Annotated in this window: 17 protein-coding genes and 2 pseudogenes; 13 read left to right on the forward strand and 6 right to left on the reverse strand. The window is 34.7% G+C overall.

The annotated features are described in order from the left end of the window. The 3 genes from phnE (EQ029_RS01215) to EQ029_RS01225 all read left to right on the forward strand — a co-directional run bounded on the left by phnE (EQ029_RS01215) (position 1) and on the right by EQ029_RS01225 (position 2,443). Positions 1–801: a phosphonate ABC transporter, permease protein PhnE gene (phnE, locus tag EQ029_RS01215; protein WP_053030647.1), complete on the forward strand. Its 801-nt coding sequence runs from the start codon at positions 1–3 to the stop codon at positions 799–801. Beyond that, on the forward strand, positions 798–1,625 hold the full coding sequence (phnE, locus tag EQ029_RS01220) for a phosphonate ABC transporter, permease protein PhnE (protein WP_016930613.1): 828 nt from the start codon (positions 798–800) through the stop codon (positions 1,623–1,625). The genes phnE (EQ029_RS01215) and phnE (EQ029_RS01220) overlap by 4 nt, the downstream gene beginning before the upstream one ends. A 440-nt stretch (positions 1,626–2,065) precedes the next feature. Next, positions 2,066–2,443: a hypothetical protein gene (locus EQ029_RS01225; RefSeq protein WP_037537579.1), complete on the forward strand. Its 378-nt coding sequence runs from the start codon at positions 2,066–2,068 to the stop codon at positions 2,441–2,443. Positions 2,444–2,572: 129 nt separating this feature from the next. Here the strand turns inward: EQ029_RS01225 and EQ029_RS01230 are convergent, their stop codons facing one another. Further along, on the reverse strand, positions 2,573–3,505 hold the full coding sequence (locus tag EQ029_RS01230) for an LPXTG cell wall anchor domain-containing protein (protein ID WP_057504702.1): 933 nt from the start codon (positions 3,503–3,505) through the stop codon (positions 2,573–2,575). A gap of 217 nt (positions 3,506–3,722) precedes the next feature. Here EQ029_RS01230 and EQ029_RS01235 point away from each other — a divergent pair, with 217 nt between their 5' ends. Further along, positions 3,723–4,205, forward strand: a complete 483-nt coding sequence (locus EQ029_RS01235; protein WP_037558221.1) for a GNAT family N-acetyltransferase — start codon at positions 3,723–3,725, stop codon at positions 4,203–4,205. 654 nt (positions 4,206–4,859) lie between these two features. Next, positions 4,860–4,982 (forward strand): annotated as a pseudogene (locus tag EQ029_RS12835) (KxYKxGKxW signal peptide domain-containing protein); the annotation flags it as partial. 344 nt (positions 4,983–5,326) lie between these two features. Here EQ029_RS12835 and EQ029_RS12840 read toward each other — a convergent pair. Beyond that, positions 5,327–5,461 carry a hypothetical protein gene (locus EQ029_RS12840; protein ID WP_256122440.1) on the reverse strand — a complete coding sequence of 45 codons (135 nt, stop codon included), beginning with the start codon at positions 5,459–5,461 and terminating at the stop codon, positions 5,327–5,329. A 741-nt stretch (positions 5,462–6,202) separates the two neighbouring features. Then, on the reverse strand, positions 6,203–6,376 hold the full coding sequence (locus EQ029_RS12845; protein WP_201420457.1) for a hypothetical protein: 174 nt from the start codon (positions 6,374–6,376) through the stop codon (positions 6,203–6,205). A gap of 379 nt (positions 6,377–6,755) precedes the next feature. Here EQ029_RS12845 and EQ029_RS12900 point away from each other — a divergent pair. The 8 genes and pseudogenes from EQ029_RS12900 to gtfB all read left to right on the forward strand — a co-directional run. Then, positions 6,756–11,909 (forward strand): annotated as a pseudogene (locus EQ029_RS12900) (LPXTG cell wall anchor domain-containing protein); the annotation flags it as partial. Between the two features lie 188 nt (positions 11,910–12,097). Next, positions 12,098–13,297: an accessory Sec system protein translocase subunit SecY2 gene (secY2, locus tag EQ029_RS01245; RefSeq protein WP_037558375.1), complete on the forward strand. Its 1,200-nt coding sequence runs from the start codon at positions 12,098–12,100 to the stop codon at positions 13,295–13,297. Between the two features lie 9 nt (positions 13,298–13,306). Beyond that, positions 13,307–14,881 (forward strand): accessory Sec system protein Asp1, encoded by a 1,575-nt coding sequence (gene asp1 / locus EQ029_RS01250; protein WP_011274656.1) that lies wholly within the window; start codon positions 13,307–13,309, stop codon positions 14,879–14,881. Further along, positions 14,871–16,433 carry an accessory Sec system protein Asp2 gene (asp2, locus tag EQ029_RS01255; RefSeq protein WP_049426428.1) on the forward strand — a complete coding sequence of 521 codons (1,563 nt, stop codon included), beginning with the start codon at positions 14,871–14,873 and terminating at the stop codon, positions 16,431–16,433. The genes asp1 and asp2 overlap by 11 nt, the downstream gene beginning before the upstream one ends. Then, complete coding sequence (asp3, locus tag EQ029_RS01260; RefSeq protein WP_037558374.1) at positions 16,417–16,959, forward strand: accessory Sec system protein Asp3; 543 nt, start codon at positions 16,417–16,419, stop codon at positions 16,957–16,959. Before asp2 ends, asp3 begins: the two co-directional genes overlap by 17 nt. After that, positions 16,952–19,342, forward strand: coding sequence for an accessory Sec system translocase SecA2 (secA2, locus tag EQ029_RS01265; RefSeq protein ID WP_057504877.1), 2,391 nt, complete (start codon positions 16,952–16,954; stop codon positions 19,340–19,342). Before asp3 ends, secA2 begins: the two co-directional genes overlap by 8 nt. A 16-nt stretch (positions 19,343–19,358) precedes the next feature. Continuing rightward, positions 19,359–20,867 (forward strand): accessory Sec system glycosyltransferase GtfA, encoded by a 1,509-nt coding sequence (gtfA, locus tag EQ029_RS01270; RefSeq protein ID WP_057504876.1) that lies wholly within the window; start codon positions 19,359–19,361, stop codon positions 20,865–20,867. After that, a complete protein-coding gene (gene gtfB, locus EQ029_RS01275; protein ID WP_053031357.1) occupies positions 20,860–22,197 on the forward strand; it encodes an accessory Sec system glycosylation chaperone GtfB in 1,338 nt (445 codons plus the stop codon). The genes gtfA and gtfB overlap by 8 nt, the downstream gene beginning before the upstream one ends. 372 nt (positions 22,198–22,569) lie before the next feature. On the opposite strand, the gene EQ029_RS01280 is transcribed toward gtfB, so the two are convergent. The 3 genes from EQ029_RS01280 to EQ029_RS01290 are packed head-to-tail and all read right to left on the reverse strand — an operon-like array spanning position 22,570 to position 24,441. Beyond that, a complete protein-coding gene (locus tag EQ029_RS01280; RefSeq protein WP_053023545.1) occupies positions 22,570–23,568 on the reverse strand; it encodes a sensor histidine kinase in 999 nt (332 codons plus the stop codon). Positions 23,569–23,571: 3 nt separating this feature from the next. Then, the gene (locus EQ029_RS01285; protein WP_033079657.1) at positions 23,572–24,228 is read right to left on the reverse strand and encodes a response regulator transcription factor; all 657 of its coding nucleotides are present in this window, start codon (positions 24,226–24,228) and stop codon (positions 23,572–23,574) included. A 21-nt stretch (positions 24,229–24,249) separates the two neighbouring features. Next, positions 24,250–24,441, reverse strand: a complete 192-nt coding sequence (locus EQ029_RS01290) for a hypothetical protein (protein ID WP_011274666.1) — start codon at positions 24,439–24,441, stop codon at positions 24,250–24,252. Between the last annotated feature and the right edge of the window lie 18 nt (positions 24,442–24,459).

The raw sequence follows: 24,459 nt of genomic DNA on the forward strand, positions 1-24,459 counted from the left end.
ATGACGACACCTACAACGAGTAAATATGATGAATATTTGAATAAAAAGTTTTCGCTTAAAACGAGTTTTACTATTTTTCTAGTATTAGCTTTAATAATATGGAGTTTCTTATATACTGGCTTTAGTTTTGCCGATTTAATGGTAGGTTTACCTCAAATTGGTTCATTCTTTGGACAAATGGTACCGCCAGACTGGGCATATATACATACAATATTGAAACCTATGTTAGATACCATTCGCATGGCTATTGTTGGGACATTTCTAGGCGCGATTGTATCTATCCCAATTGCTTTAATCTGTGCAAGTAATATTGTTAAAACGAAATGGATTTCAATTCCCGCTCGTTTTATTTTAAATATTGTGCGTACGATACCAGATTTATTACTAGCAGCTATATTTGTAGCTGTCTTTGGTATTGGTCAAATTCCAGGTGTATTAGCACTATTTATCTTAACTATTTGTGTTATTGCAAAGTTATTATATGAAGCACTTGAAACCATAGATCCAGGACCAATGGAAGCCATGACGGCAGTTGGGGCAAATAAAACGAAATGGATTATCTTCGGCGTTGTGCCACAAATATTATCAACTTTCTTCTCATATGTGTTGTTCGCTTTTGAAATTAACATTCGTGCTTCAGCGGTACTTGGTCTTGTAGGCGCTGGCGGTATTGGATTGTTCTATGATTCTACTTTAGGCTTATTCCAATATCCTAAAACTGCGATGATTATTCTATTTACATTAGTTATTGTTGTCATAATTGACTATGTAAGCTCGAAAGTGAGGGAACAACTCGCATGACACAAAATAAAGATAATTTAGAACAAAAGTTTCCTATTAAATCAAAAAAGCATAAGCAAAAAATAATTAAAAATTGGATTATTGCAATTGTTGTTTTGGCTATTATTGCATGGGGTTTTGTAGGAATGCCCGCATTAGAATTAAAATCCAAATCCATTGAAATTTTAAAATCTATTTTTCACGGACTTTTTCATCCGGATTGGGGTTATGTATATATTCCTGCTGGTGAAGATTTATTACGTGGATTACTTGAAACGTTTGCGATTGCGGTGATTGGTACGTTTATTGCAGCTATTATCTGTATTCCATTTGCCTTTCTAGGTGCACAGAATTTAATCAAAATTCGTCCAGTAACCGGTATCACTAAATTTATATTAAGTGTGATACGTGTATTTCCAGAGATTGTTATGGCTCTAATTTTCATTAAAGCGGTTGGTCCGGGGTCATTTTCAGGTGTACTAGCTTTAGGTATACATTCAGTAGGGATGCTAGGAAAATTATTCGTTGAAGATATTGAAAGGTTAGATTTCACGTCAGTCGAAGCATTGAAAGCAAGTGGTGCTAACAAGACGAAAACTTTGATCTTTGCAGTTATACCACAGATATTACCATCATTTTTATCGCTTGTGTTATATCGCTTTGAATTGAATTTACGTTCTGCCTCGATTTTAGGACTTATCGGTGCTGGAGGTATTGGTACACCATTAATTTTTGCACTTCAAACACGTTCTTGGGACAGAGTAGGTATCATATTAATCGGATTAGTTATTATGGTTGCAATTGTTGATTTAATTTCAGGAGCAATACGTAAGCGAATTGTATAGATGAGAGAGACGATTAAATTTTAAAGTATATTTAACCGGCTCGATGCTCTAAATGTTTAAAATATACCATGGAGATAGGACAATGCATTTGATATGAGTGGCGTCCTATTACCGTGGTTTTTTTATGTTTTATAATGTATTTTCAAAAATGATTTTGACTTCATTGTAGGGATGACGAACCTTTTTGACATCGCAGCATAGGCATCACGTTTGTCAGCATTATAACCTTGTCGACGAATTACAACATTGTGTTCTAACTGCTTTGAAACGTTATTGCATTAAGATATAAATTTTAACCATTCATTCATTAATTTGCCATAGTTATGCTTCATATTTCTACAAAGTTATAAACTATCAGAAACTTACAGAGTTGTAATTTTGGGCTTTCTCTCTAAAAATATCCTATTTTATATGTTTATATATAAGTGAGGTGAGTAAATATGGAAAATGTAAGTAGTAATAAATATAGAAACGATGAATTCTATGGTAGTAGAAATGAAAATATTGCATCATCTATAAGTTATTTAAGTGTGTTTTTTGCACCGGTACTATTACCTATTGTAATGTGGATTATCGCTGACAAACCTGTATCAATTCATGCTCGTAAAGCATTATTTAACCATATACTTACTTGGGTTTGCTTTACATTAGCGCCATTAGCATTGATGCTATCTGCTAGTGTTATGGGCAATGCATCAACTAATACAGAAAGCTGGATTGTATTTGGCTCATGGACAATTGCAGTTGTATTGGTGGTAGTAGGCGTTTATTTGTTCATTAAAAATATTATTAGAGGCATTAAATTATTATTAGTTTAGAAGTTATAAAAAAGAGGCTATCGCTTATAGGTTAATACACCTTTAATGATAGCCTCTTCATTTTCATATGCATAAAAGAAATGCTCTAGTAATAAAAGTAACAGATAATTAGAAAAATATAGTTATTGCTTATTTCGAAAATTTACGTCTGAGGCTAATGACACCTACGCCTAATATGAAAGCTATAAAACTGTAAACAAACGTTGTCGTTGAGGCGCGTTCACCTGTCATAGGTAATTCGTGATGTAATGAAGTTTGACTCGTTTCTTGAGAACGAGTTGCTTGTTTACTAAGTGTCGAATTCATTTGTGATTTTGGTGATTGATCTTGTTGTTTAACTAGACCGTTTTGCTCAGCATAGCCATTGAATCCCATGTCATTATCTTCAGCTTGGTGTTTAGTAAGGTCTTGTTGAGAGTTAGACTTAGATGTTTGTTTAACTAGACCGTTTTGCTCAGCATAGCCATTGAATCCCATGTCATTATCTTCAGCTTGGTGTTTAGTAGGGTCTTGTTGAGAGTTAGACTTAGATGTTTGTTTAACTAGACCGTTTTGCTCGACATAACCATTGAATCCCATGTCATTATCTTCAGCTTGGTGTTTAGCAGGGTCTTGTTGAGAATTAGACTTAGATGTTTGTTTAACTAGACCATTTTGCTCAGCATAGCCATTGAATCCCATGTCATTATTTTCAGCTTGGTGTTTAGCAGGGTCTTGTTGAGAATTAGACTTAGATGTTTGTTTAACTAGACCATTTTGCTCAGCATAACCATTGAATCCCATGTCATTATCTTCAGCTTGGTGTTTAGCAGGGTCATTATTGTGAATTACATCATGGTTGAAACCAGGATCAGTATCGTTATTGTCATCAACATCATGGTTAAATCCAGGATCTACATTGTTGTTACTATCTTGGGATGTAATTGGTTGACCATTGTTATCATGGTTGAACGCTTGGTCAATGTTATTTGTTACTGCAAAAGCATGGCCGTGTGACATAAGTAATAGTGATGATGTTACCAAAGTTGTTCCAAAAGCATATTTAAAACGTCTTTTAATCAATTTATTCACTCCTTAGTAAAAAGCATTCTTCATACATAAAGATGATTATTTAATAATTAAAAATATCATAGATATGTATATTTATAACTTAGCATAATAATTTAATTTAAACCTTAATATCTTCTATCAACTGAATGACAGTTTTGTCATACACTTATTTAAGGCAAACGTATGCTATTATATAATCAACTTTTTTGAAACTAATAAGGGTGTTTTGATGCTATTACGCAGAGTAACAGAAGAAGACTTGTTCTCACTTATTAAACTTGAAAATGAAGGCTTTACGCCAGATGAAGCAGCAACACCAGAAGCTTTGAAACAGAGAATCAATAAAATACCTGATACATTCATTATCGCTGAAAAGGAAGGACGCATAATCGGATATATTAATGGACCTGTAATTAATCAACGATATATAACCGACGACTTATTTGAAGAGATTCAATCCAACCCCAACAGTGGTGGCTATCTTAGTGTATTAGGTTTAGTCGTTAACAAAGATTATCAAAGACAAGGGATTGCGGGCAAACTGTTAGAGCAATTTGAGAAACTGGCGAAGCAACAAGTAAGATGCGGTGTGACACTTACATGTCGAGAAGCTTTAGTGTCATTGTATGAACGTTATGGCTACAACAATGAGGGAGAGTCAACCTCACAACATGCTGGTATAAAGTGGTATAACATGGTTAAAGAAGTGTAAGGATAAGGTTGAGACGAATACGTTTCAACCTTGTATCTATTTTATGTTTAATTTATTACTTGAGTGTTCTAACATTTTTTATTCTCCCATTTTAAATAGATATTTCCCCCTTTGGATATTCACTTCAGAAATTAAATAAGACTTTCTTTCTAATGTTTTTTGATTAATTTTTATTTTTCAATTTTAAAAAGTATAAGAAAACTATATTTTAATAGGAAGAAACTAGTTCATTTATAACTTAAATATTCTATATTCAACAATAATTATTCAATTTATTCTTTTTTTAATACGATGGATAAAATTGGGACAGTTACAAAATTGTTATATAGTTTAATGGAATGTATTTACATGCAATGTACTGAATTTAAAACGTAAACAATACTCTCGTTATATTAATTATGATTGATTAATTTGTCATATTACCTTATAAGATAAGCCTTTAAATACATATTGAAAGAGAAACATCAAAAGCTATATTGAATAGCACTATGTATATTTTTAAGCTTTGTACAATCAAATCTAGAAAAACTATATATATAGATGTTCTAATTCTGTTGCAATTTACATGTAAAAGGGACTATAATGGTGTAAATTCAAATTAATTGTGGTCAATTAGTCAATTGGGAAGTAAGTGTGAGAATAAAGGAGAGTATTATGTCGAGAAAAGAGAGAAATTTTAAACGGTCCTTTGGTCAAGAAAAAGCTAGGGTCAAACTTTATAAATCTGGTAAACAATGGGTTAAAGCTGGGATTAGAGAAGTTCAATTACTTAAAGTGTTAGGTCTACCCTTTTTAAATAAAGATGTTGAACAAATTAATAATTTAGATACTAATAAAGATAAAAATTTTAAAAACCAAGCGATGAAGGCGACAGGTTTAGCAGGAGGCGCCTTTACATTTGCAATGTTGAATGATCATCACGCATACGCAGCTTCTGAAACACCAATGACTTCAGAAATTGCATCTAATAGTGAAACAGTTGCAAATCAAAACTCAACCACAGTTACAAAGTCTGAAACCTCAACAACTGAGTATATTTCAAGTCAAACAAGTACCTCCCAAGATGCTACATCTAGTACAAATTCAACAGAAAAAAGTACTTCATCATCTACAACAGATAGTCAAACAAGTACAGATTCAACGTCAGATAAATCTACATCAAATTCTGAAAAGCAAGATAGCTCGATGTCAAATTCTGATACTAAAGCTTCAAGTTCATCAACTACTGATAATTCAACAAGTAATAATAGCACCACTTCAGAGAAAGATACTAATAGTCAAGCCAACACGACATCTACTGATAGTCAAAAAGGTAGTACTTCAACCAATGATAATAGTATTACGTCAACAAGTACAAAAGATAATCAAATAAGAAAAAATTCAACAGAATCAAATAGTATAACGGCATCAAATTCTACATCAGACAGTAATAGTGGTTCAACAGTTTCTACTAATTCAACGACGTCACAGTTAACGAGTACTTCAGAAAGTCAGATAAATACAGATTTAGGTTCTACATTATTAGTGAGCGATTCAACAAGTACATCTACAAGTACAGCACCACTAAAACTTAGAACATTTAGTAGATTGGCAACAACAACATTCGCAGCAACGTCAACTACAAATACTTATACAGGTTCAGGGACTGACACAAATTATAACATACCAATTTACTATAAATTAACAACTGTTAATAATGGAACGTCTATGACATTTACTTATACAGTTACATATGATAATCCAGCAACTACAACGGTTGAAAAGCCAACAGCGTTAAACAATAGTTATGCAATATACAATACAGGTACATCTTATCAAACGATGTTTACATTAGGTAACGGATATGGAACTCCTTCATCTGCCACGAACTATATTACAGACTCAACAGGTACAAAGGTTAGTAATCCAAAAGAAAATTCAACACCTATGGTTAAACAAGGTAATGGATATACTTGGGCAAATGGTTATCAACTGACTGGATATCAGGTTAAACAAGGCTATGGTTTAACAACGACATGGACAGTTCCTATTAATTCTGGGGGCGATACATCGTTTACATTTGATCCGTACTCTACATCTGACACAGGTGGTACTGACTTTTTTAATGGTAAAAAAGTTACTGTAACTGATCCAACAAGTACAGCTAACTCACAAAGCGCGTCAACAAGCACAGCGAACAGTCAAAGTGCATCAACAAGTACGTCAACAAGCACAGCGAACAGTCAAAGCGCATCAACGAGTACGTCAACAAGCACAGCGAACAGTCAAAGCGCATCAACAAGTACGTCAACAAGCACAGCAAACAGTCAAAGCGCATCAACAAGTACGTCAACAAGCACAGCGAACAGCCAAAGCGCATCAACAAGTACGTCAACAAGCACAGCGAACAGTCAAAGCACATCAACAAGTACGTCAACAAGCACAGCGAACAGTCAAAGCGCATCAACAAGTACGTCAACAAGCACAGCGAACAGTCAAAGCGCATCAACAAGTACGTCAACAAGCACAGCGAACAGTCAAAGCGCATCAACAAGTACGTCAACAAGCACAGCGAACAGCCAAAGCGCATCAACAAGTACGTCAACAAGCACAGCGAACAGTCAAAGCACATCAACAAGTACGTCAACAAGCACAGCGAACAGTCAAAGCGCATCAACAAGTACGTCAACAAGCACAGCGAACAGCCAAAGCACATCAACAAGTACGTCAACGAGTACTGCGAACAGCCAAAGCACATCAACAAGTACGTCAACAAGCACAGCAAACAGTCAAAGCGCATCAACAAGTACGTCAACAAGCACAGCGAACAGCCAAAGCGCATCAACAAGTACGTCAACAAGCACAGCGAACAGTCAAAGCACATCAACAAGTACGTCAACAAGCACAGCGAACAGCCAAAGCACATCAACAAGTACGTCAACGAGCGTGAGTGATTCAACAAGTGCAAGCACATCATTAAGTGGATCAACGTCAACAAGCGTGAGTGACTCAACAAGTGCAAGCACATCATTAAGTGATTCAGCGTCAACAAGTGTGAGTGATTCAACAAGTGCAAGCACATCATTGAGTGCGTCAACATCAACAAGTGTGAGTGACTCAACAAGCGCAAGCACGTCATTAAGTGAATCAACAAGTACGAGTCTCTCAGACTCATTAAGTGCAAGCACGTCATTAAGTGATTCAGCGTCAACAAGCGTGAGTGATTCAACAAGTGCAAGCACGTCATTAAGTGGATCAGAAAGTGCGAGTCTTTCAGACTCAGCAAGTGCAAGCACATCAGTTAGTGCATCTACATCAACAAGCGTGAGTGATTCAACAAGTGCAAGCACATCACTAAGTGAATCAACAAGTACGAGTCTTTCAGACTCATTAAGTGCAAGCACATCATTGAGTGCGTCAACATCAACAAGTGAGAGTGACTCAACAAGCACAAGTACGTCATTAAGTGAATCAACAAGTACGAGTCTTTCAGACTCAGCAAGTGCAAGCACATCATTAAGTGATTCAGCGTCAACAAGCGTGAGTGATTCAACAAGCGCAAGCACGTCATTAAGTGGATCAACGTCAACAAGTGTGAGTGACTCAACAAGCACAAGTACGTCATTAAGTGAATCAACAAGTACGAGTCTTTCAGACTCAGCAAGTGCAAGCACATCATTGAGTGCATCAACATCAACAAGTGTGAGTGACTCAACAAGCGCAAGCACATCATTGAGTGCATCAACATCAACAAGTGTGAGTGACTCAACAAGCGCAAGCACATCATTAAGTGGATCAACGTCAACAAGTGAGAGTGATTCAACAAGTATGAGCACATCATTAAGTGGATCAGAAAGTACGAGTCTTTCAGACTCATTAAGTGCAAGCACATCATTAAGTGGATCAACATCAACAAGTGTGAGTGACTCAACAAGTGCAAGCACGTCATTAAGTGGATCAACATCAACAAGCGTGAGTGATTCAACAAGTGTAAGCACATCATTGAGTGCGTCAACATCAACAAGTGAGAGTGACTCAACAAGTACAAGTACGTCATTAAGTGGATCAACATCAACAAGTGTGAGTGATTCAATAAGTGGAAGCACATCATTAAGTGGATCAACATCAATAAGTGTGAGTGACTCAACAAGCACAAGTACATCAGATAGTGCATCAACGTCAACAAGCGTGAGTGATTCAACAAGTGCAAGCACATCATTGAGTGCGTCAACATCAACAAGTGTGAGTGACTCAACAAGTGCAAGCACATCATTGAGTGCATCAACATCAACAAGTGTGAGTGACTCAACAAGTATGAGCACATCATTAAGTGGATCAGAAAGTACGAGTCTTTCAGACTCATTAAGTGCAAGCACATCAGTTAGTGGATCAACATCAACAAGTGTGAGTGACTCAACAAGTGCAAGCACGTCATTAAGTGGATCAACATCAACAAGCGTGAGTGATTCAACAAGTACAAGCACATCATTAAGTGAGTCAACGTCAACAAGTGTGAGTGACTCAGCAAGTGCAAGCACATCATTAAGTGATTCAGCGTCAACAAGCGTGAGTGATTCAACAAGTGCAAGCACGTCATTAAGTGGATCAACGTCAACAAGTGTGAGTGACTCAACAAGCACAAGTACGTCATTAAGTGAATCAACAAGTACGAGTCTTTCAGACTCAGCAAGTGCAAGCACATCATTAAGTGATTCAGCGTCAACAAGCGTGAGTGATTCAACAAGCGCAAGCACGTCATTAAGTGGATCAACATCAACAAGTGTGAGTGACTCAACAAGTGCAAGCACGTCATTAAGTGGATCAACATCAACAAGCGTGAGTGATTCAACAAGTACAAGCACATCATTAAGTGCGTCAACATCAACAAGTGAGAGTGACTCAACAAGTACAAGTACGTCATTAAGTGGATCAACATCAACAAGTGTGAGTGATTCAATAAGTGGAAGCACATCATTAAGTGGATCAACATCAACAAGTGTGAGTGACTCAACAAGCACAAGTACATCAGATAGTGCATCAACGTCAACAAGCGTGAGTGATTCAACAAGTGCAAGCACATCATTGAGTGCGTCAACATCAACAAGTGTGAGTGACTCAACAAGTGCAAGCACATCATTGAGTGCGTCAACATCAACAAGTGTGAGTGACTCAACAAGTGCAAGCACATCATTGAGTGCGTCAACATCAACAAGTGTGAGTGACTCAACAAGTGCAAGCACATCATTGAGTGCATCAACATCAACAAGTGTGAGTGACTCAACAAGTGCAAGCACATCATTAAGTGCATCTACATCAACAAGCGTGAGTGATTCAACAAGTACAAGCACATCATTGAGTGCGTGAACATCAACAAGTGTGAGTGACTCAACAAGTGCAAGTACGTCATTAAGTGGATCAGCAAGTGCGAGTCTTTCAGACTCATTAAGTGCAAGCACATCAGTTAGTGCATCAACATCAACAAGTGTGAGTGACTCAACAAGCACAAGTACGTCATTAAGTGAATCAACAAGTACGAGTCTTTCAAACTCAGCAAGTGCAAGCACATCATTAAGTGGATCAACGTCAACAAGTGTGAGTGACTCAACAAGCACAAGTACGTCATTAAGTGAATCAACAAGTACGAGTCTTTCAGACTCAGCAAGTGCAAGCACATCATTAAGTGATTCAGCGTCAACAAGCGTGAGTGATTCAACAAGCGCAAGCACGTCATTAAGTGGATCAACGTCAACAAGTGTGAGTGACTCAACAAGCACAAGTACGTCATTAAGTGGATCAGAAAGTACGAGTCTTTCAGACTCAGCAAGTGCAAGCACATCATTGAGTGCATCAACATCAACAAGTGTGAGTGACTCAACAAGCACAAGTACATCAGATAGTGTATCAACGTCAACAAGCATGAGTGATTCAACAAGTATGAGCACATCATTAAGTGGATCAACATCAACAAGTGTGAGTGACTCAACAAGTGCAAGCACGTCATTAAGTGGATCAACATCAACAAGCGTGAGTGATTCAACAAGTGTAAGCACATCATTGAGTGCGTCAACATCAACAAGTGAGAGTGACTCAACAAGTACAAGTACGTCATTAAGTGGATCAACATCAACAAGTGTGAGTGATTCAACAAGTGCAAGCACATCATTAAGTGGATCAACATCAACAAGTGTGAGTGACTCAACAAGCACAAGTACATCAGATAGTGCATCAACGTCAACAAGCGTGAGTGATTCAACAAGTGCAAGCACATCATTGAGTGCGTCAACATCAACAAGTGTGAGTGACTCAACAAGTGCAAGCACATCATTGAGTGCATCAACATCAACAAGTGTGAGTGACTCAACAAGTGCAAGCACATCATTGAGTGCGTCAACATCAACAAGTGTGAGTGACTCAACAAGTGCAAGCACATCATTAAGTGCATCAACATCAACAAGCGTGAGTGATTCAACAAGTACAAACACATCATTGAGTGCATCAACATCAACAAGTGTGAGTGACTCAACAAGTGCAAGCACATCATTGAGTGCGTCAACATCAACAAGTGTGAGTGACTCAACAAGTGCAAGCACATCATTAAGTGCATCTACATCAACAAGCGTGAGTGATTCAACAAGTACAAGCACATCATTGAGTGCGTCAACATCAACAAGTGTGAGTGACTCAACAAGTGCAAGCACATCATTAAGTGCATCTACATCAACAAGCGTGAGTGATTCAACAAGTACAAGCACATCATTGAGTGCGTCAACATCAACAAGTGTGAGTGACTCAACAAGTATGAGCACATCATTAAGTGGATCAACATCAACAAGTGTGAGTGACTCAACAAGTGCAAGCACGTCATTAAGTGGATCAACATCAACAAGCGTGAGTGATTCAACAAGTACAAGCACATCATTGAGTGCGTCAACGTCAACAAGTGTGAGTGACTCAACAAGCACAAGCACATCATTAAGTGGATCAACGTCAACAAGTGTGAGTGATTCAACAAGTGCAAGCACATCATCAAGTGAATCAACGTCAACAAGTGTGAGTGATTCAACAAGTGCAAGCGTATCGACATCAATCAGTACATCAATATCAATGAGCGAATCAAGTTCAACAAGCGCAAGCACATCAGATAGTACATCTACGTCAGCAAGTACGTCAGAAAGTAGAAGTGCTTCACATTCAATGAGTGGAACAGATTCAAATAATACTTCAAGCTCAGACAGCAAATCACATTCAATCAGTAATTCTGATTCTAATACGACGTCAGATAGTGCATCAGCATCAACAAGTATTAGTGATTCAAGTAGCACAAGCACATCAGATAGTAATGCTTCACATTCATTCAGCACATCACATTCTGTAAGTGAATCAAATTCTATGAGTACTTCTCACTCACAATTTGATTCAATATCAACTTCAGAAAGTATGAGTGGAACAGATTCAACAAGCTTGAGCACGTCACTAAGTCACTCAGCATCAACTTCAAACAGTACGTCAATGACTACTTCTGAATCTCAAAGTAATAATGATTCACAAATGCATAGCAATTCACTTCATCATGATGCTAAAGATGAATTGCCTGATACTGGAGATAGTGACTCTAATTCAACAGGACTTGTATCAGCTGTTGCAGCAATGTTAGCGGGATTAGGATTATTTGGTAAATCTCGTAAAAATAAAAAAGATAAAAAGAATAAAGGATCAGAACAATAAACTACTTCATGTGGGAGATAGATTTATAAAATAATCACTTTTCTATAAATTGGTTGTCTATCCTTAAAAAAAGAGGCTAAAGTATAATTATTGGTTGGAATAATGTATGTATAAACCAAACTAATTAATATCTTTAGCCTCTTTGATATAATGTAAAAAACTTTATTTTTAAAATTTTAGGTGAAATTATGATTAAGAAACATGAATATAAGATTTTATACAAGAGGATTTTATTTACCTGTTTCATTTTAATTGTTTACATTTTTGGAAGTAATATTTCAATAGTGGGTTCGGAAGGTATTTATGATAACAAAGATACATTTTTCAAATTAGCAGTTTCAAATGTAGGTGGGGATCTTCATACATTAAATGTATTCTCATTAGGTCTTGGACCTTGGTTAACATCACTAGTTATCATTATGTTATTAAATTATCGTAATTTGGATCAAGCAACGAAACAAACACGTTCTGAAAAGCATTATAAGGAAAGAATTATAACAATAGTGTTTGCAATATTTCAAAGTTATTTTGTAATCAGTACGTATATTCATAATAACTTTATTAAAGATTCAAACATCATTTTACTCATGCTAATTCTTGTTGCGGGGACAATGTTATTGGTTTGGTTAGCAGATCAAAATATTACATACGGTATTTGTGGTCCAATGCCAATTGTATTAACAAGTTTAATCAAATCATTATTTAATAACCAACACTTTTTTAAGTTAAGTGTAAGTGTCTTATTACTTATATTAGTAATTGTGACATTAGTCATAGCATTACTCATTCTATTATTTATTGAGTTATCGGAATATCGACTCAATTACAAAGACATCATGAATAACTCTACGAATAAGACACCAACATATTTAGCATGGAAATTAAATCCGGCTGGAAGTATTTCAATTATGATTAGTTTATCAGTATACGTACTGTTAAATAATATGATTAATTTAATAGCTACATTGCTCGGGTCAAACGCAAATTTCGAATTTTTAAGTTTTGCTAATCCGATAGGTATTATGTTTTATATTGTGTTACAAATCGTACTGAGTTACTTGCTGTCACGATTTTTGATTAATACTAAGAAAAAGGCGGATGAATTTCTAAAGAATGGGAATTATTTTGATTCTATACGTCCGGGTCGTGAGACAGAGCGGTATTTAAATAGTAAGGCTAGAAGAGTATGTTGGACTGGTGCCATATTGGTAGCATTGATTCTGGCAGTGCCATTATATTCAACATTGTTGGTGCCCAATCTATCAACAGAAATTTACTTTTCAATGCAACTGATTATCTTAGTGTACATCAGTATTAATATTGGTGAGACGATTCGCACGTACTTATACTTTGATCGTTACAAGCAAATCTTGAATAAATATTGGTAGGAGATAGTTATGAAACAGTTTATACCTGCATGGTACGATTCGAACAATTGGTGGGATAGCGCTGTTGTGCCCTTTTATATAAAAAGAAAAACGACAGAATTTGATGACATGGTAAGTTTAATGTTGATGCATCATAAAAACAATGAACCATTCAATACAATCATCTTGAATTATAATCCCCTGTTGCGATTATTTTTACATCGTCATGAGCTTTATGAAATGAATTATTGGTCTCTTTTTGATGAGATACAAGGTGCAACGCATGGCACACCTGTAGCAATTGATTATAGAGAATTATCTTGGCCAGAAGACACTGAATTTATTTATACGCCATTTCAAGTCTTGGCCATTAAAAGTGATAATCAATTTTCTAAGATGATTTTTAGTCAAGAAGGCTATTTAATTTGCATTGAGGATTATGAACACAAAACACTAAGCCGTAAATTGATATTTGATGATAGAGGGTTTGTGTCATCGATTGAAATTTATCATGATGGACAATCACCAATGAAACGATATTACTTAGCGGTTAAAGGTCAGATCATTATGACTCAAGATTTTATGACTGAAAAAATTACTATCCAACCAGAATTCTATGACCTTTTTCAGAAGAAGTCATATGGCAATATGGATGAACTTATTTTTGAAAAAATTCAACAATACAATACTTCAACATTAGCGGATGACGATAAAGTGATTATAGCTGCAGATAAAAGACACAATTATGTATTAACAGATACATTCAAACCTGAGAATATGTGTTTCTCATTATTCAGCCAGAGAAATGCATACATCGATGCGACGTTATTAGAAACTATTGGAAAAGCGAATCAATGTATAGTTGATACACAAGCAAATGCGACTAAATTAAATCAATTCATAACTCAGAATCCTGAGTACCAGCCATTCAAAATTATGCGCGTAACGCCGTTTGATGCACAAATGTTACCTAATATAAGTAGTCAATTGTATGAAACGAATATTGGCGTTTGGATAGATTCACTTAGTGAAGAAGACTTAAAAACGGTTATCGATCAATTGAGTCAATACGTCTCTCAACATGAACAAACCATAATCCATCTGTTAACGCGATTAAATGAGAACGATATACAGCAATGGTTAAGAGATGAAATAGATCAATTAAATGCATTGTTAAATGTTGAGGAAGAAGAATTCTCTCCAGAAGTTCAAGATATTTTACAAACGGAACTTGAAGAAGATGAAATAGAAAAGGTTAAGTTAATTTATGTGCCTTTCGAAGAAGATTTAATGAAGGAATTGTCGCAATTAAGAGTGATTGTAGATTTAAACCAAGAGCCTGATTTATATTTACAAATTTCAAGTATTAGTGCAGGCGTTCCACAAATCAATAGGCGAGAGACAGATTATGTAGATGATAAGTTAAATGGTTTAATTATCGATAATATCCAACAATTAAGGGTAGCGCTAAATTATTTTATAAACAATCTGAAGAATTGGAATTATTCGTTTGCGCATTCTATTAAATTAAGTGATGAATTCAGTTCAGAAAAGATAATCCAAAGATTAAATAGTGTGATTGAAGGTGAAATTCATGGCACGTAAATTCAGAATCTTACAAGTAGGTGGGAAAGATTTAGAACCATTATTTGATAGTAAAAAAGGTGTTGAATGGGATTATTTAGATGATGCATTATTTACGTTTGATAGTGGTTATATTGAAGCGGTAAAAAGCATTATAAAAGCATTTGGTAACTTTGATTTAGTATTTGTACAAAGTGCTTACTCACCTGAATTAATGGATTTATTACGAGTCGTCGCTACACCTCACAATACGGTCATCGATGCACAAATGTGGTCTCCGAATTATGATGCTGAACCATTAATCCAACACAAATTTGTAAAGAAACTTAATTATCAAACTGAGGAAGATCTACACCATCAATTGTTAGCTGTGACATTTCCTGGGCAATATGGCGATAGAGTATCACCAATTAAGACAACTGTTAACCCACATTTTCAAGGAACGTATAAATATGAGGGGAACAAGTCACTCGTGTTAGAAGGTGATTTCGGTACATCATTCAAACCTATTGTTACGTGGACACAAAGTTTAGTAAGTGATGAAGATAAGGTTAACGAGCTTTGGCCGGAGTATTCACTTGAAGGAGATGTCGAAATCGAGTACACATTTAGATTATCTCCGTTTGGATCAACGGAATATCCAGATACAACATTACGTTTTGAGCATAAAGATTTAAATCAACCTATTCAATTACCATTAAGGACGACTCAAATGAATGTCAGCGTATCTCTTAAAGCAAAAGGAAAGGGTAAATTACGTATTGGTGCCATTCATAAACGTTGGTCACGACTAGAAATGGGACAATTTATTATGGGTGGACAGCGTTTTACTGATGAGAAACGAGATGAGTTTATACATTATTTCAATCCAGGTGATATGAAGCCTCCGCTCAATGTGTATTTTAGTGGTTATCGTCCTGCTGAAGGATTTGAAGGCTATTTCATGATGAATAAGATGAATGCGCCGTTTATCTTAATTGGTGACCCTCGTCTTGAAGGTGGTTCATTTTATCTTGGATCCGAAACTTTTGAACAAGGGATTATCAATGTGATTCAAAATGCCTTAGACTTTTTAGGTTTCAAGCATGATGAACTTATACTATCAGGGTTATCTATGGGATCATTTGGTGCCTTGTACTATGCAGCTCAATTAGAACCAGCTGCGGTTGTAGTAGGGAAACCGTTATTAAATATTGGGACTATAGCAGATAATATGAAATTGTTACGTCCAAATGAATTTGGCACTGCAAATGATGTGTTGTTGGCGAATACAGGTGGTATTTCCACTTCAGATGTTCAACATTTAGATTCACGTTTTTGGGAAAAATTAAAAAACAGTAATCTAACAAATACAATATTTGCAATTGCATATATGTACAATGATGATTATGATGCTACGGCATTTCAAAATTTATCACCAGTATTGAGTCAACAAGGTTCACATGTTATGAGTCGTGGTGTACCGGGTCGACACAATGATGATTCACCTACAATAACAAGTTGGTTCGTTAACTTTTATAACATTATATTAAAAGATCAATTCGGGAGAGATAGCGATGTCAGCATTAAATAGTTATACATTAACATGGCGTCATATAAATACTACAACCTTTATGTATGGTACGAAATTACGCATTGAGGATGATGGAACTTACTTTAACAATCCATTGATGCCATCAGGGACTGTTATACATGATTGGCGTATGTTAACAACTTTTAGTGAACATAAATACGCACCATCGCTTCCTATTTTGAAAAAGAAACAGCATTATAAAGTGGCTTTAAATTACAATGTCAAGCCTCTAGGTAGTGTGTATATTAAGATTACATTTTATCGTAAAAATGACACGGAGCATTCCAATTTAATCATTCAAAATAGTGATGCAGAATTCGAATTTCCTGAAGAGGCTTATGCTTATAAAATTGAATTAATAAATGCTGGCTTGTCGGAACTTTTTTTCAAAAATATTATTATTCAAGAGTTAGATACAGATGAATCTGAAACACAATCTATCGTTGAAAGTAAAGTTAATTTAGATGTATTAAATAGAGTCATATTTGGCGAAAGTGTTAATGCGCGAGGTGATCAAAATGGCTAATCAAGTTAGTAATGTGATTAATTCGATGCGTTTGAAAAGATTACAGAAGCAGTTAACGGCAGTAAACCGATTAAGTGATCAAATGCGAGACTATTCAGATGAAGCATTACAAGCAAAAACAGCTGAGTTTAAACAACGTTTAGAGAAACGTGAAACGACGTTGGATAAACTGTTGCCGGAAGCTTATGCAACGATTCGTGAAGCATCGAAACGTGTACTAGGTATGTATCCGAAAGATGTTCAAGTGATGGGCGCCATCGTGATGCATCAAGGTAATATAGCAGAAATGCAAACCGGGGAAGGTAAGACGTTAACAGCGACAATGCCCCTTTATTTAAACGCACTTACAGGAAAAAGCGCATTTCTAATTACTACGAATGATTATCTGGCAAATCGTGATTTTCAAGAAATGCGACCTTTATATGAATGGCTAGGATTAACAGCGTCACTTGGCTTTGTGGATATTCCAGATTATGAATACGCCGATAATGAGAAACAAATGCTATATAACCATGACATCATTTATACAACAAATGGTCGCTTAGGATTTGATTATTTATTTGATAATTTAGCAGACCATATTAATGCTAAATATTTACCTGAATTGAACTTTGCGATTATTGATGAAGTTGATTCAATTATATTGGATGCTGCGCAAACACCACTGGTTATTTCTGGTGCTCCACGTGTGCAATCCAATTTATTCCATATTATTAAGATGTTTGTTGAAACGTTAGTTGAAGATGAACACTTTAAATTAAATGTGAATAAAAAAGAAGTATGGCTTACGGATAAAGGTATTGATGTAGCCAATCATTATTTTAAAGTGAATAATATCTACCTACCACAATATTTTGATTTGGTACGTGTCATTAACTTATCATTACGCGCGAAGTATCTGTTCAAAGACAATTTAGATTATTTTATTTATAATGGCGAAGTTGTACTTATAGACCGAATTACAGGGCGAATGTTGCCGGGTACCAAACTACAATCTGGTTTGCATCAAGCGATTGAAGCTAAAGAAGGTGTTGAACTATCACAAGATTTAAGTGTAATGGCGACAATTACCTTCCAAAATTTGTTCGAATTATTTAATGGTTTTTCAGGGATGACCGGAACCGGTAAGTTGGGAGAAAAGGAATTCTTTGATTTGTATTCTAAGTTAGTAGTTGAAATTCCAACCAATCATCCGATTATTCGTAATGATAAAGAAGATCGAGTATATGCGAAATCAGATGAAAAGAATAAAGCGATACTTGAGAAAGTAAAAGAAATTCATGCCACTAAACAACCAGTACTCTTAATAACAAGAACTGCAGAAGCGGCTGAATATTTTTCAACCCAATTATTTAAAGACAATATCCCTAATAACTTATTAATTGCACAGAATGTTGCTAAAGAAGCACAAATGATTGCTGAGGCAGGACAACTGGGTGCTGTTACAGTTTCAACTAGTATGGCTGGTCGTGGTACAGACATTAAGCTTGGCTCTGGAGTCTATGAGCTCGGAGGACTTGCAGTCATAATCAATGAACATATGGAGAATAGCAGGGTTGACCGACAATTGCGTGGACGTTCAGGTCGTCAAGGTGACCCAGGTGTTTCACAAATTTATGTATCATTAGATGATTATATTGTTAAACGTTGGAGTAACTCTAAACTAGCTGAAAATGAAAAAATAAAAGACGTTGATCCAGACAAACTACAAGATAGTCCTTTTTTCAGAAGAAGAGTAAGAGGGATTGTCTCTAAAGCACAGCGTGTATCTGAAGAAACCTCAATGATGGCGCGTGAAATGGCTAATGAATTCGAAAAAAGTATCGGCATTCAACGTGATCGTGTGTATGAAGAACGTAATCGTATTCTTGAAACGTCAGACTTCAGTGCATTTGACTTTGATTCACTAGCGCGTGATGTCTTTGACTATGATTTGAGAACAAAGCATATTCATAATAAAGATGACATCATCAATTATATTTATGAGCAGTTGAGCTTTAGTTTCAAAGATGACACTATTAGCCAACAGATTCAAACACGTGAACAAACCATTGATTATCTAGTGCAACAATTTAACAAACAATTAAAAGAGAATATGAAAATTGCAAATAACGATTATTTTAAATTACGATTTCTTCAAAAAGCAATATTGAAAGCTATAGATGTAGAATGGATAAATCAAGTTGATCAACTTCAACAACTTAAAGCGAGTGTTAATAATCGACAAAATGGTCAACGTAATGCAATATTCGAATATCATAAAGTGGCTTTAGAAACATATGAAATGATGCTGATAAATATTAAACGGGCAACGATTCGTAATTTATGTTTAAGTATTCTAACGTTTGATAAAGATCAAGATTTAGTAGTACATTTTCCTTAAAATGAGGTGTTCATAGATGACAGTATATAATATTAATTTTGGCATTGGGTGGGCGAGCAGTGGTGTAGAATATGCTCAAGCTTATCGTGCCAAATTATTAAGAGAGGTAAATCAACCAGCTAAATTTATCTTTCTAGACTTTATTTCCGCAGAGAACATTCAAACCTTAACTGACAATATCGGGTTTAAAGATGATGAAGTGATATGGCTATATCAATATTTCAGTGATATACCTATCGTACCAACAACGTATACGGTTGATGACTTGAAAAAGGATTTAGGTAATCCTGTCACTGCTCAAACGATTACTGGTAAAACTATGCGCTTATACATCGGGAATGATAAATCCTATGTAAGCTGTTATTTAAAGAATGAAGATGATAATATTGTCGATCGTGCAGAATTTGTCGTTAACGGTATGTTAGTTCGGAAAGATTACTATAGCTATGTAAGAACTTTCTCGGAATATTATGCACCATATGAAAATCGTGCCAAATTATATAAGCGACAGTTTTACAATGAGGATGGCTCTATTGCTTATAAAGAATATATAGACGGAGAATCGAGTGTCTATGTATTTGAGGATGCTCGATTATACAGTAAACAGGAATTTGTAGCTTATTTTATGAAAAAGTTGCATCTGACTGAACAAGATATCGTTATTATTGATAGATCGACTGAAGTTGGTCAAAGTATATTAGAACATAAAGGATCAAGTAAAGTCGGTATTGTTGTACATGCGGAACATTATAGCGAAAATGCTACAAATGATAGCTATATTTTGTGGAATAACTATTACGAATATGTATTTGCACAAGCACCATATATCGATTTTTATATCACTGCGACGGATTTACAAAATCAAGTTTTATCCGAGCAATTCCAAAAATATACATCACATCAACCTAGTGTCAGAACTATCCCGGTAGGTAGTCTACATCAATTAAGTTATCCAATTGGGGAAAGAAAGCGATATTCTATGCTTACGGCTTCTAGGTTAGCTAGTGAAAAACATGTAGATTGGATAGCGAAAGCTGTAATTAAAGCTAAAAAGAAAGTGCCGCAATTAACATTTGATATATATGGTCATGGTAACGAAAGATCGAGAATTGAAGAAATCATTAAAGAAAATGAAGCACAAGATTATATTCAACTTAAAGGTCATAAGAAGTTAGATGAAATCTATGCGAACTATGATTTATTTGTATCGGCTTCAACAAGTGAAGGGTTCGGTTTGACCTTAATGGAAGCGGTAGGTTCTGGACTAGGCATGATAGGATTCGATGTGAATTACGGTAATCCAACATTTATTAGTCACGGTGAGAATGGATATCTCATACCAATCGATAAAGATGACCAAGATGTCGAAGTCATTACAAATCATATGGCTGAAAAAATTGTTCAGTATTTTAATAATGGGCCTAAGCATTCGCATGAGAAATCTTATAAAATTGCAGAACCGTTTAAAACTGAGCATATTACGCAAAAGTGGCAAAATCTAATTGATGAGGTGCTATATGATTAATTTATTTGAAATATTTGATGAAGCATCACAAAGACTTCAACAATCACTTCAATTTGCAGGATTCAAACATGAGACCATTGTAATGGATGATGACGGTTTTTTACCCGATAACGTCATGACGCCGTATCAATTTTTTGCAAATTATAAACGAAATGATGACGATAAACCAGCATTTTTTAATGAGGTTCAAGTGCCACCATTATGGGAAATTAAAGGTAATCATAATCATGCAGAAATTATAGATAATGGCAATGTAAGAGGGCGAATATTTTATCGCGAGCATTTTAAAAATCGAATTGTGAGTTTTGTGGAGTGGTTTGATACAAAGGACCGTTTGCGTTCGGTCGATTTTTATAACAAAGATGGATTTAAATTTGCGGAAACGGTATATGATTTAAATAAAAAGCCCATCTTGAAGACTTATGTCGATCGTCAAGGGAAAGAAGTATTATATGAAAACTTTGTCACAAAAGATATTATATTGGATTGGCAAGGTCAATCGCATTTCTTTGCATCAAAACAAGACTTCATTAGCTTCTATTTAGACCAAATAGATGTTGATACTTCAACTGTATTTATCAATTCATTGGCAACACCATTCTTCGTGTTATATCAAACGAATCATGTGTCGAATGCAGTGTTATTCTGGCAAGAACAAAGTCATGGTAATGTCCCGGGAAATATGAAGTTATTGTTAGATAAAGAGACGCTGAATTCAAAAGTAATTATCCCAGATAGTGCAGAATTTGAATCTATTACATCAAATGTTGAGGCGCAGTATCGTCCTTTAATCAGTCAATTGGGCTACTTGTACGATTATCAGAAGTCTAATAATTATAACAAGCAAGTATTTAATTTAACTAATTCTGATGATCTTCCAAATTTAGAAGAAATCATACGACAGTGTGAAGATTATGAATTGCATATTGGTGCTATTACCGAAATGTCAGCCACATTAATGGGCTTGGGTAAATATGATAACGTTAAACTTTATCCAACAATCACCCAAGCGAAGATTAATCAATTATTCCAAACATGCGATATTTATTTAGATATCAATAAAGGTGGAGAAATCGTTAATGCTGTTGAACGTGCAATGCTCCATAATCAATTAATTTTGTCTTATGATGAAACTGCGCATCGTCGTTCATTTATTGCTAAAAAGAATATTACAAAGCAAGACGAACCTCAACAATTAATTGATATATTGAATGAAATCGCTAAGGAACCACGTGTATTTAAAGAGCGAGTCATTGCACAACAAGAACAGAATAATTGTATCGATGAATCTACGTTTAGAAATGTCATTATGACTGCGTTAAATCATTAAATGAGGATAATAAAGCTTTTGAGATGAATGAAGACTTACAAAAAGTCGACTTTTATCTCAAAAGGTTTTTTGTTTTGTAAAGGCGTTCTTAGATAGATGATTACTCGCATAAGCTGCTTCGCGTTCCTGGGGTGCCGTCTCTATAGCAGTTCTTTGATTTTAATCATTAGAACTACTTACGTAAGTGTGTGAACACTTACGTTCATTTACGTCACTGCTCCCCTAGGCGTCTTCGCAATTATGTTTCGTATTCTATCTTAGAACTACACACTAAAGAATGTGAACGCTTATGTTTTTTTATGTGGTTTTAATTTAAAACAATTTTCAAGAAAGTATATCTAGTTTTAACAAATAAATGATTTATATAAATAGTTACTCTCTGTTGTTTTCAATAGTGATTATAGTACCGTTAGAATCAGATTTAATATTTAATTTTAAAGAGAATCTTTCGCAAATATCTTTAATAATAGTTAACCCTTTAGATTTAGTAGACATATCATTAAAGCCAATGCCATTATCCTGAATAGTAATATAATTCTCATTTAGATAAATGGTAATGCGCGATGAATTAGAATGTTTATAAACATTAGAAATAATGTTATCGAATAAGCGCTCATACCATAATTGGTCACCAAGCCAATAAATACGGTTACCTTCAACATTTAGAATGGTTAGTATGTTCTTTGAATCTAATAGATAGTGCCATTTATCAATTGTTGTGTTTATACATGCTTGTATATCAACTTGGTGGTTAAACGTATAAAATTTAGAAATATCATCTTTGTTAGGTAATGCCTTAATTAAATTAGAAATATAGTTTATCTTTTCATAAGATAATTCTATATCATTATCATTAATTTGGTATTGAAATCCGAGTTGGTATAACTCTAAATTTAATGCAGTTAGAGGCGTATTAATATCATGGGCAAGTTGATTAATGTAATTTTGTTCTTGCTTTTTGTTTTCGATAATTTCTAACTCTCTAAATCTTAGTCTGTCTATTAAGATATTTATAGATTGGCCAACTTCATCAATTTCGTCATTTATATGAGTAGGTATGTCTAATTTATTAGGTAATTTGTCACTATTAGCAATGTCTAATAATTTATCATTAAGTAAACGTAAACGATCCACAATTTTATATACATAGCGTGAAGCAATAATAACTAAAGTAATTAGAATTAAGAAGAAAAAGATATAAAAAATTATTGTAAGACTACTGGATTTAAAATTTAAACCGATTGGATAACCCAAGACTTTTTCAATAAATAGAATACATAGTAGTATCATGCTATTGATAGCTAAAAAAACTAGAGGTATCGATAATAAACCCAATCCCATGAACATATAGTATTTTTTTAATAGTCTCATAAATTAGCCCCCATTTAATCTATAACCAATACCATAAATAGTCTCAATAATTGTTCCAGAATCTAATAACTTAGTTCTTAATTTTTTTACATAAGCGTTCAAAGTATTTTCAGAAGCGGATTCAAATTGCCAAACGTAATCAATAATTTGATCCTTAGTTAAAATCAAATCTCTATTTTCATACATATAGAAAAATAATCGACGTTCCGTTTTAGTTAAAGATAATTGGTTCCCATCATTAGATTTGATTATCTTGTCTTTAGCATTAACTTTAAACTCATAAAATTGAGCCTCTTTATCAGCATAATGGATAGTTAAAAGATTATTAATTCTAGAAATAAGTTCTCTCGGATTGAAAGGTTTGGTAAGGTAATCATCGCCATTATTCAAACCTTTAACTTTAGAATCGATATCAACTCTTGCTGATAAATAAATAATAGGTATAGTAGAAATGCTTCTTATTTCATCAGTGATAGACAAACCATCATTATTGGGTAACATAATATCCATAATAATGATATGAACGTCATTCAATACGTTAAAAACGCTATCTCCAGTTCTATCTAATGTCACCTGTGCACCTTTTTGTTGTAATATTTGTTTTAAATTTTTAGCGATGGTTTCATCGTCTTCTACTAATAAAATATGAAACCCCTCCATATATTTCACCTCCATGTTTTATTAATTAATTAATATAAATGTTGGTATATAGAATAGCACGTATAAACCAAAGAATAATACGGGAATTTTAAATGTAGGAGAATAATCTTTATCTCTTAACCATGAAAGTATTTCGTATATTCCTGTTAAAAAAGCTATTGCTAAACTCCCCATTGAAATGAGTAATAATACAGATGATATGATACCAGTCATTCATATGCACTCCTTTAT

The sequence above is a fragment of the Staphylococcus haemolyticus genome (assembly GCF_006094395.1).
Classification (GTDB): Bacteria; Bacillota; Bacilli; order Staphylococcales; family Staphylococcaceae; genus Staphylococcus; species Staphylococcus haemolyticus.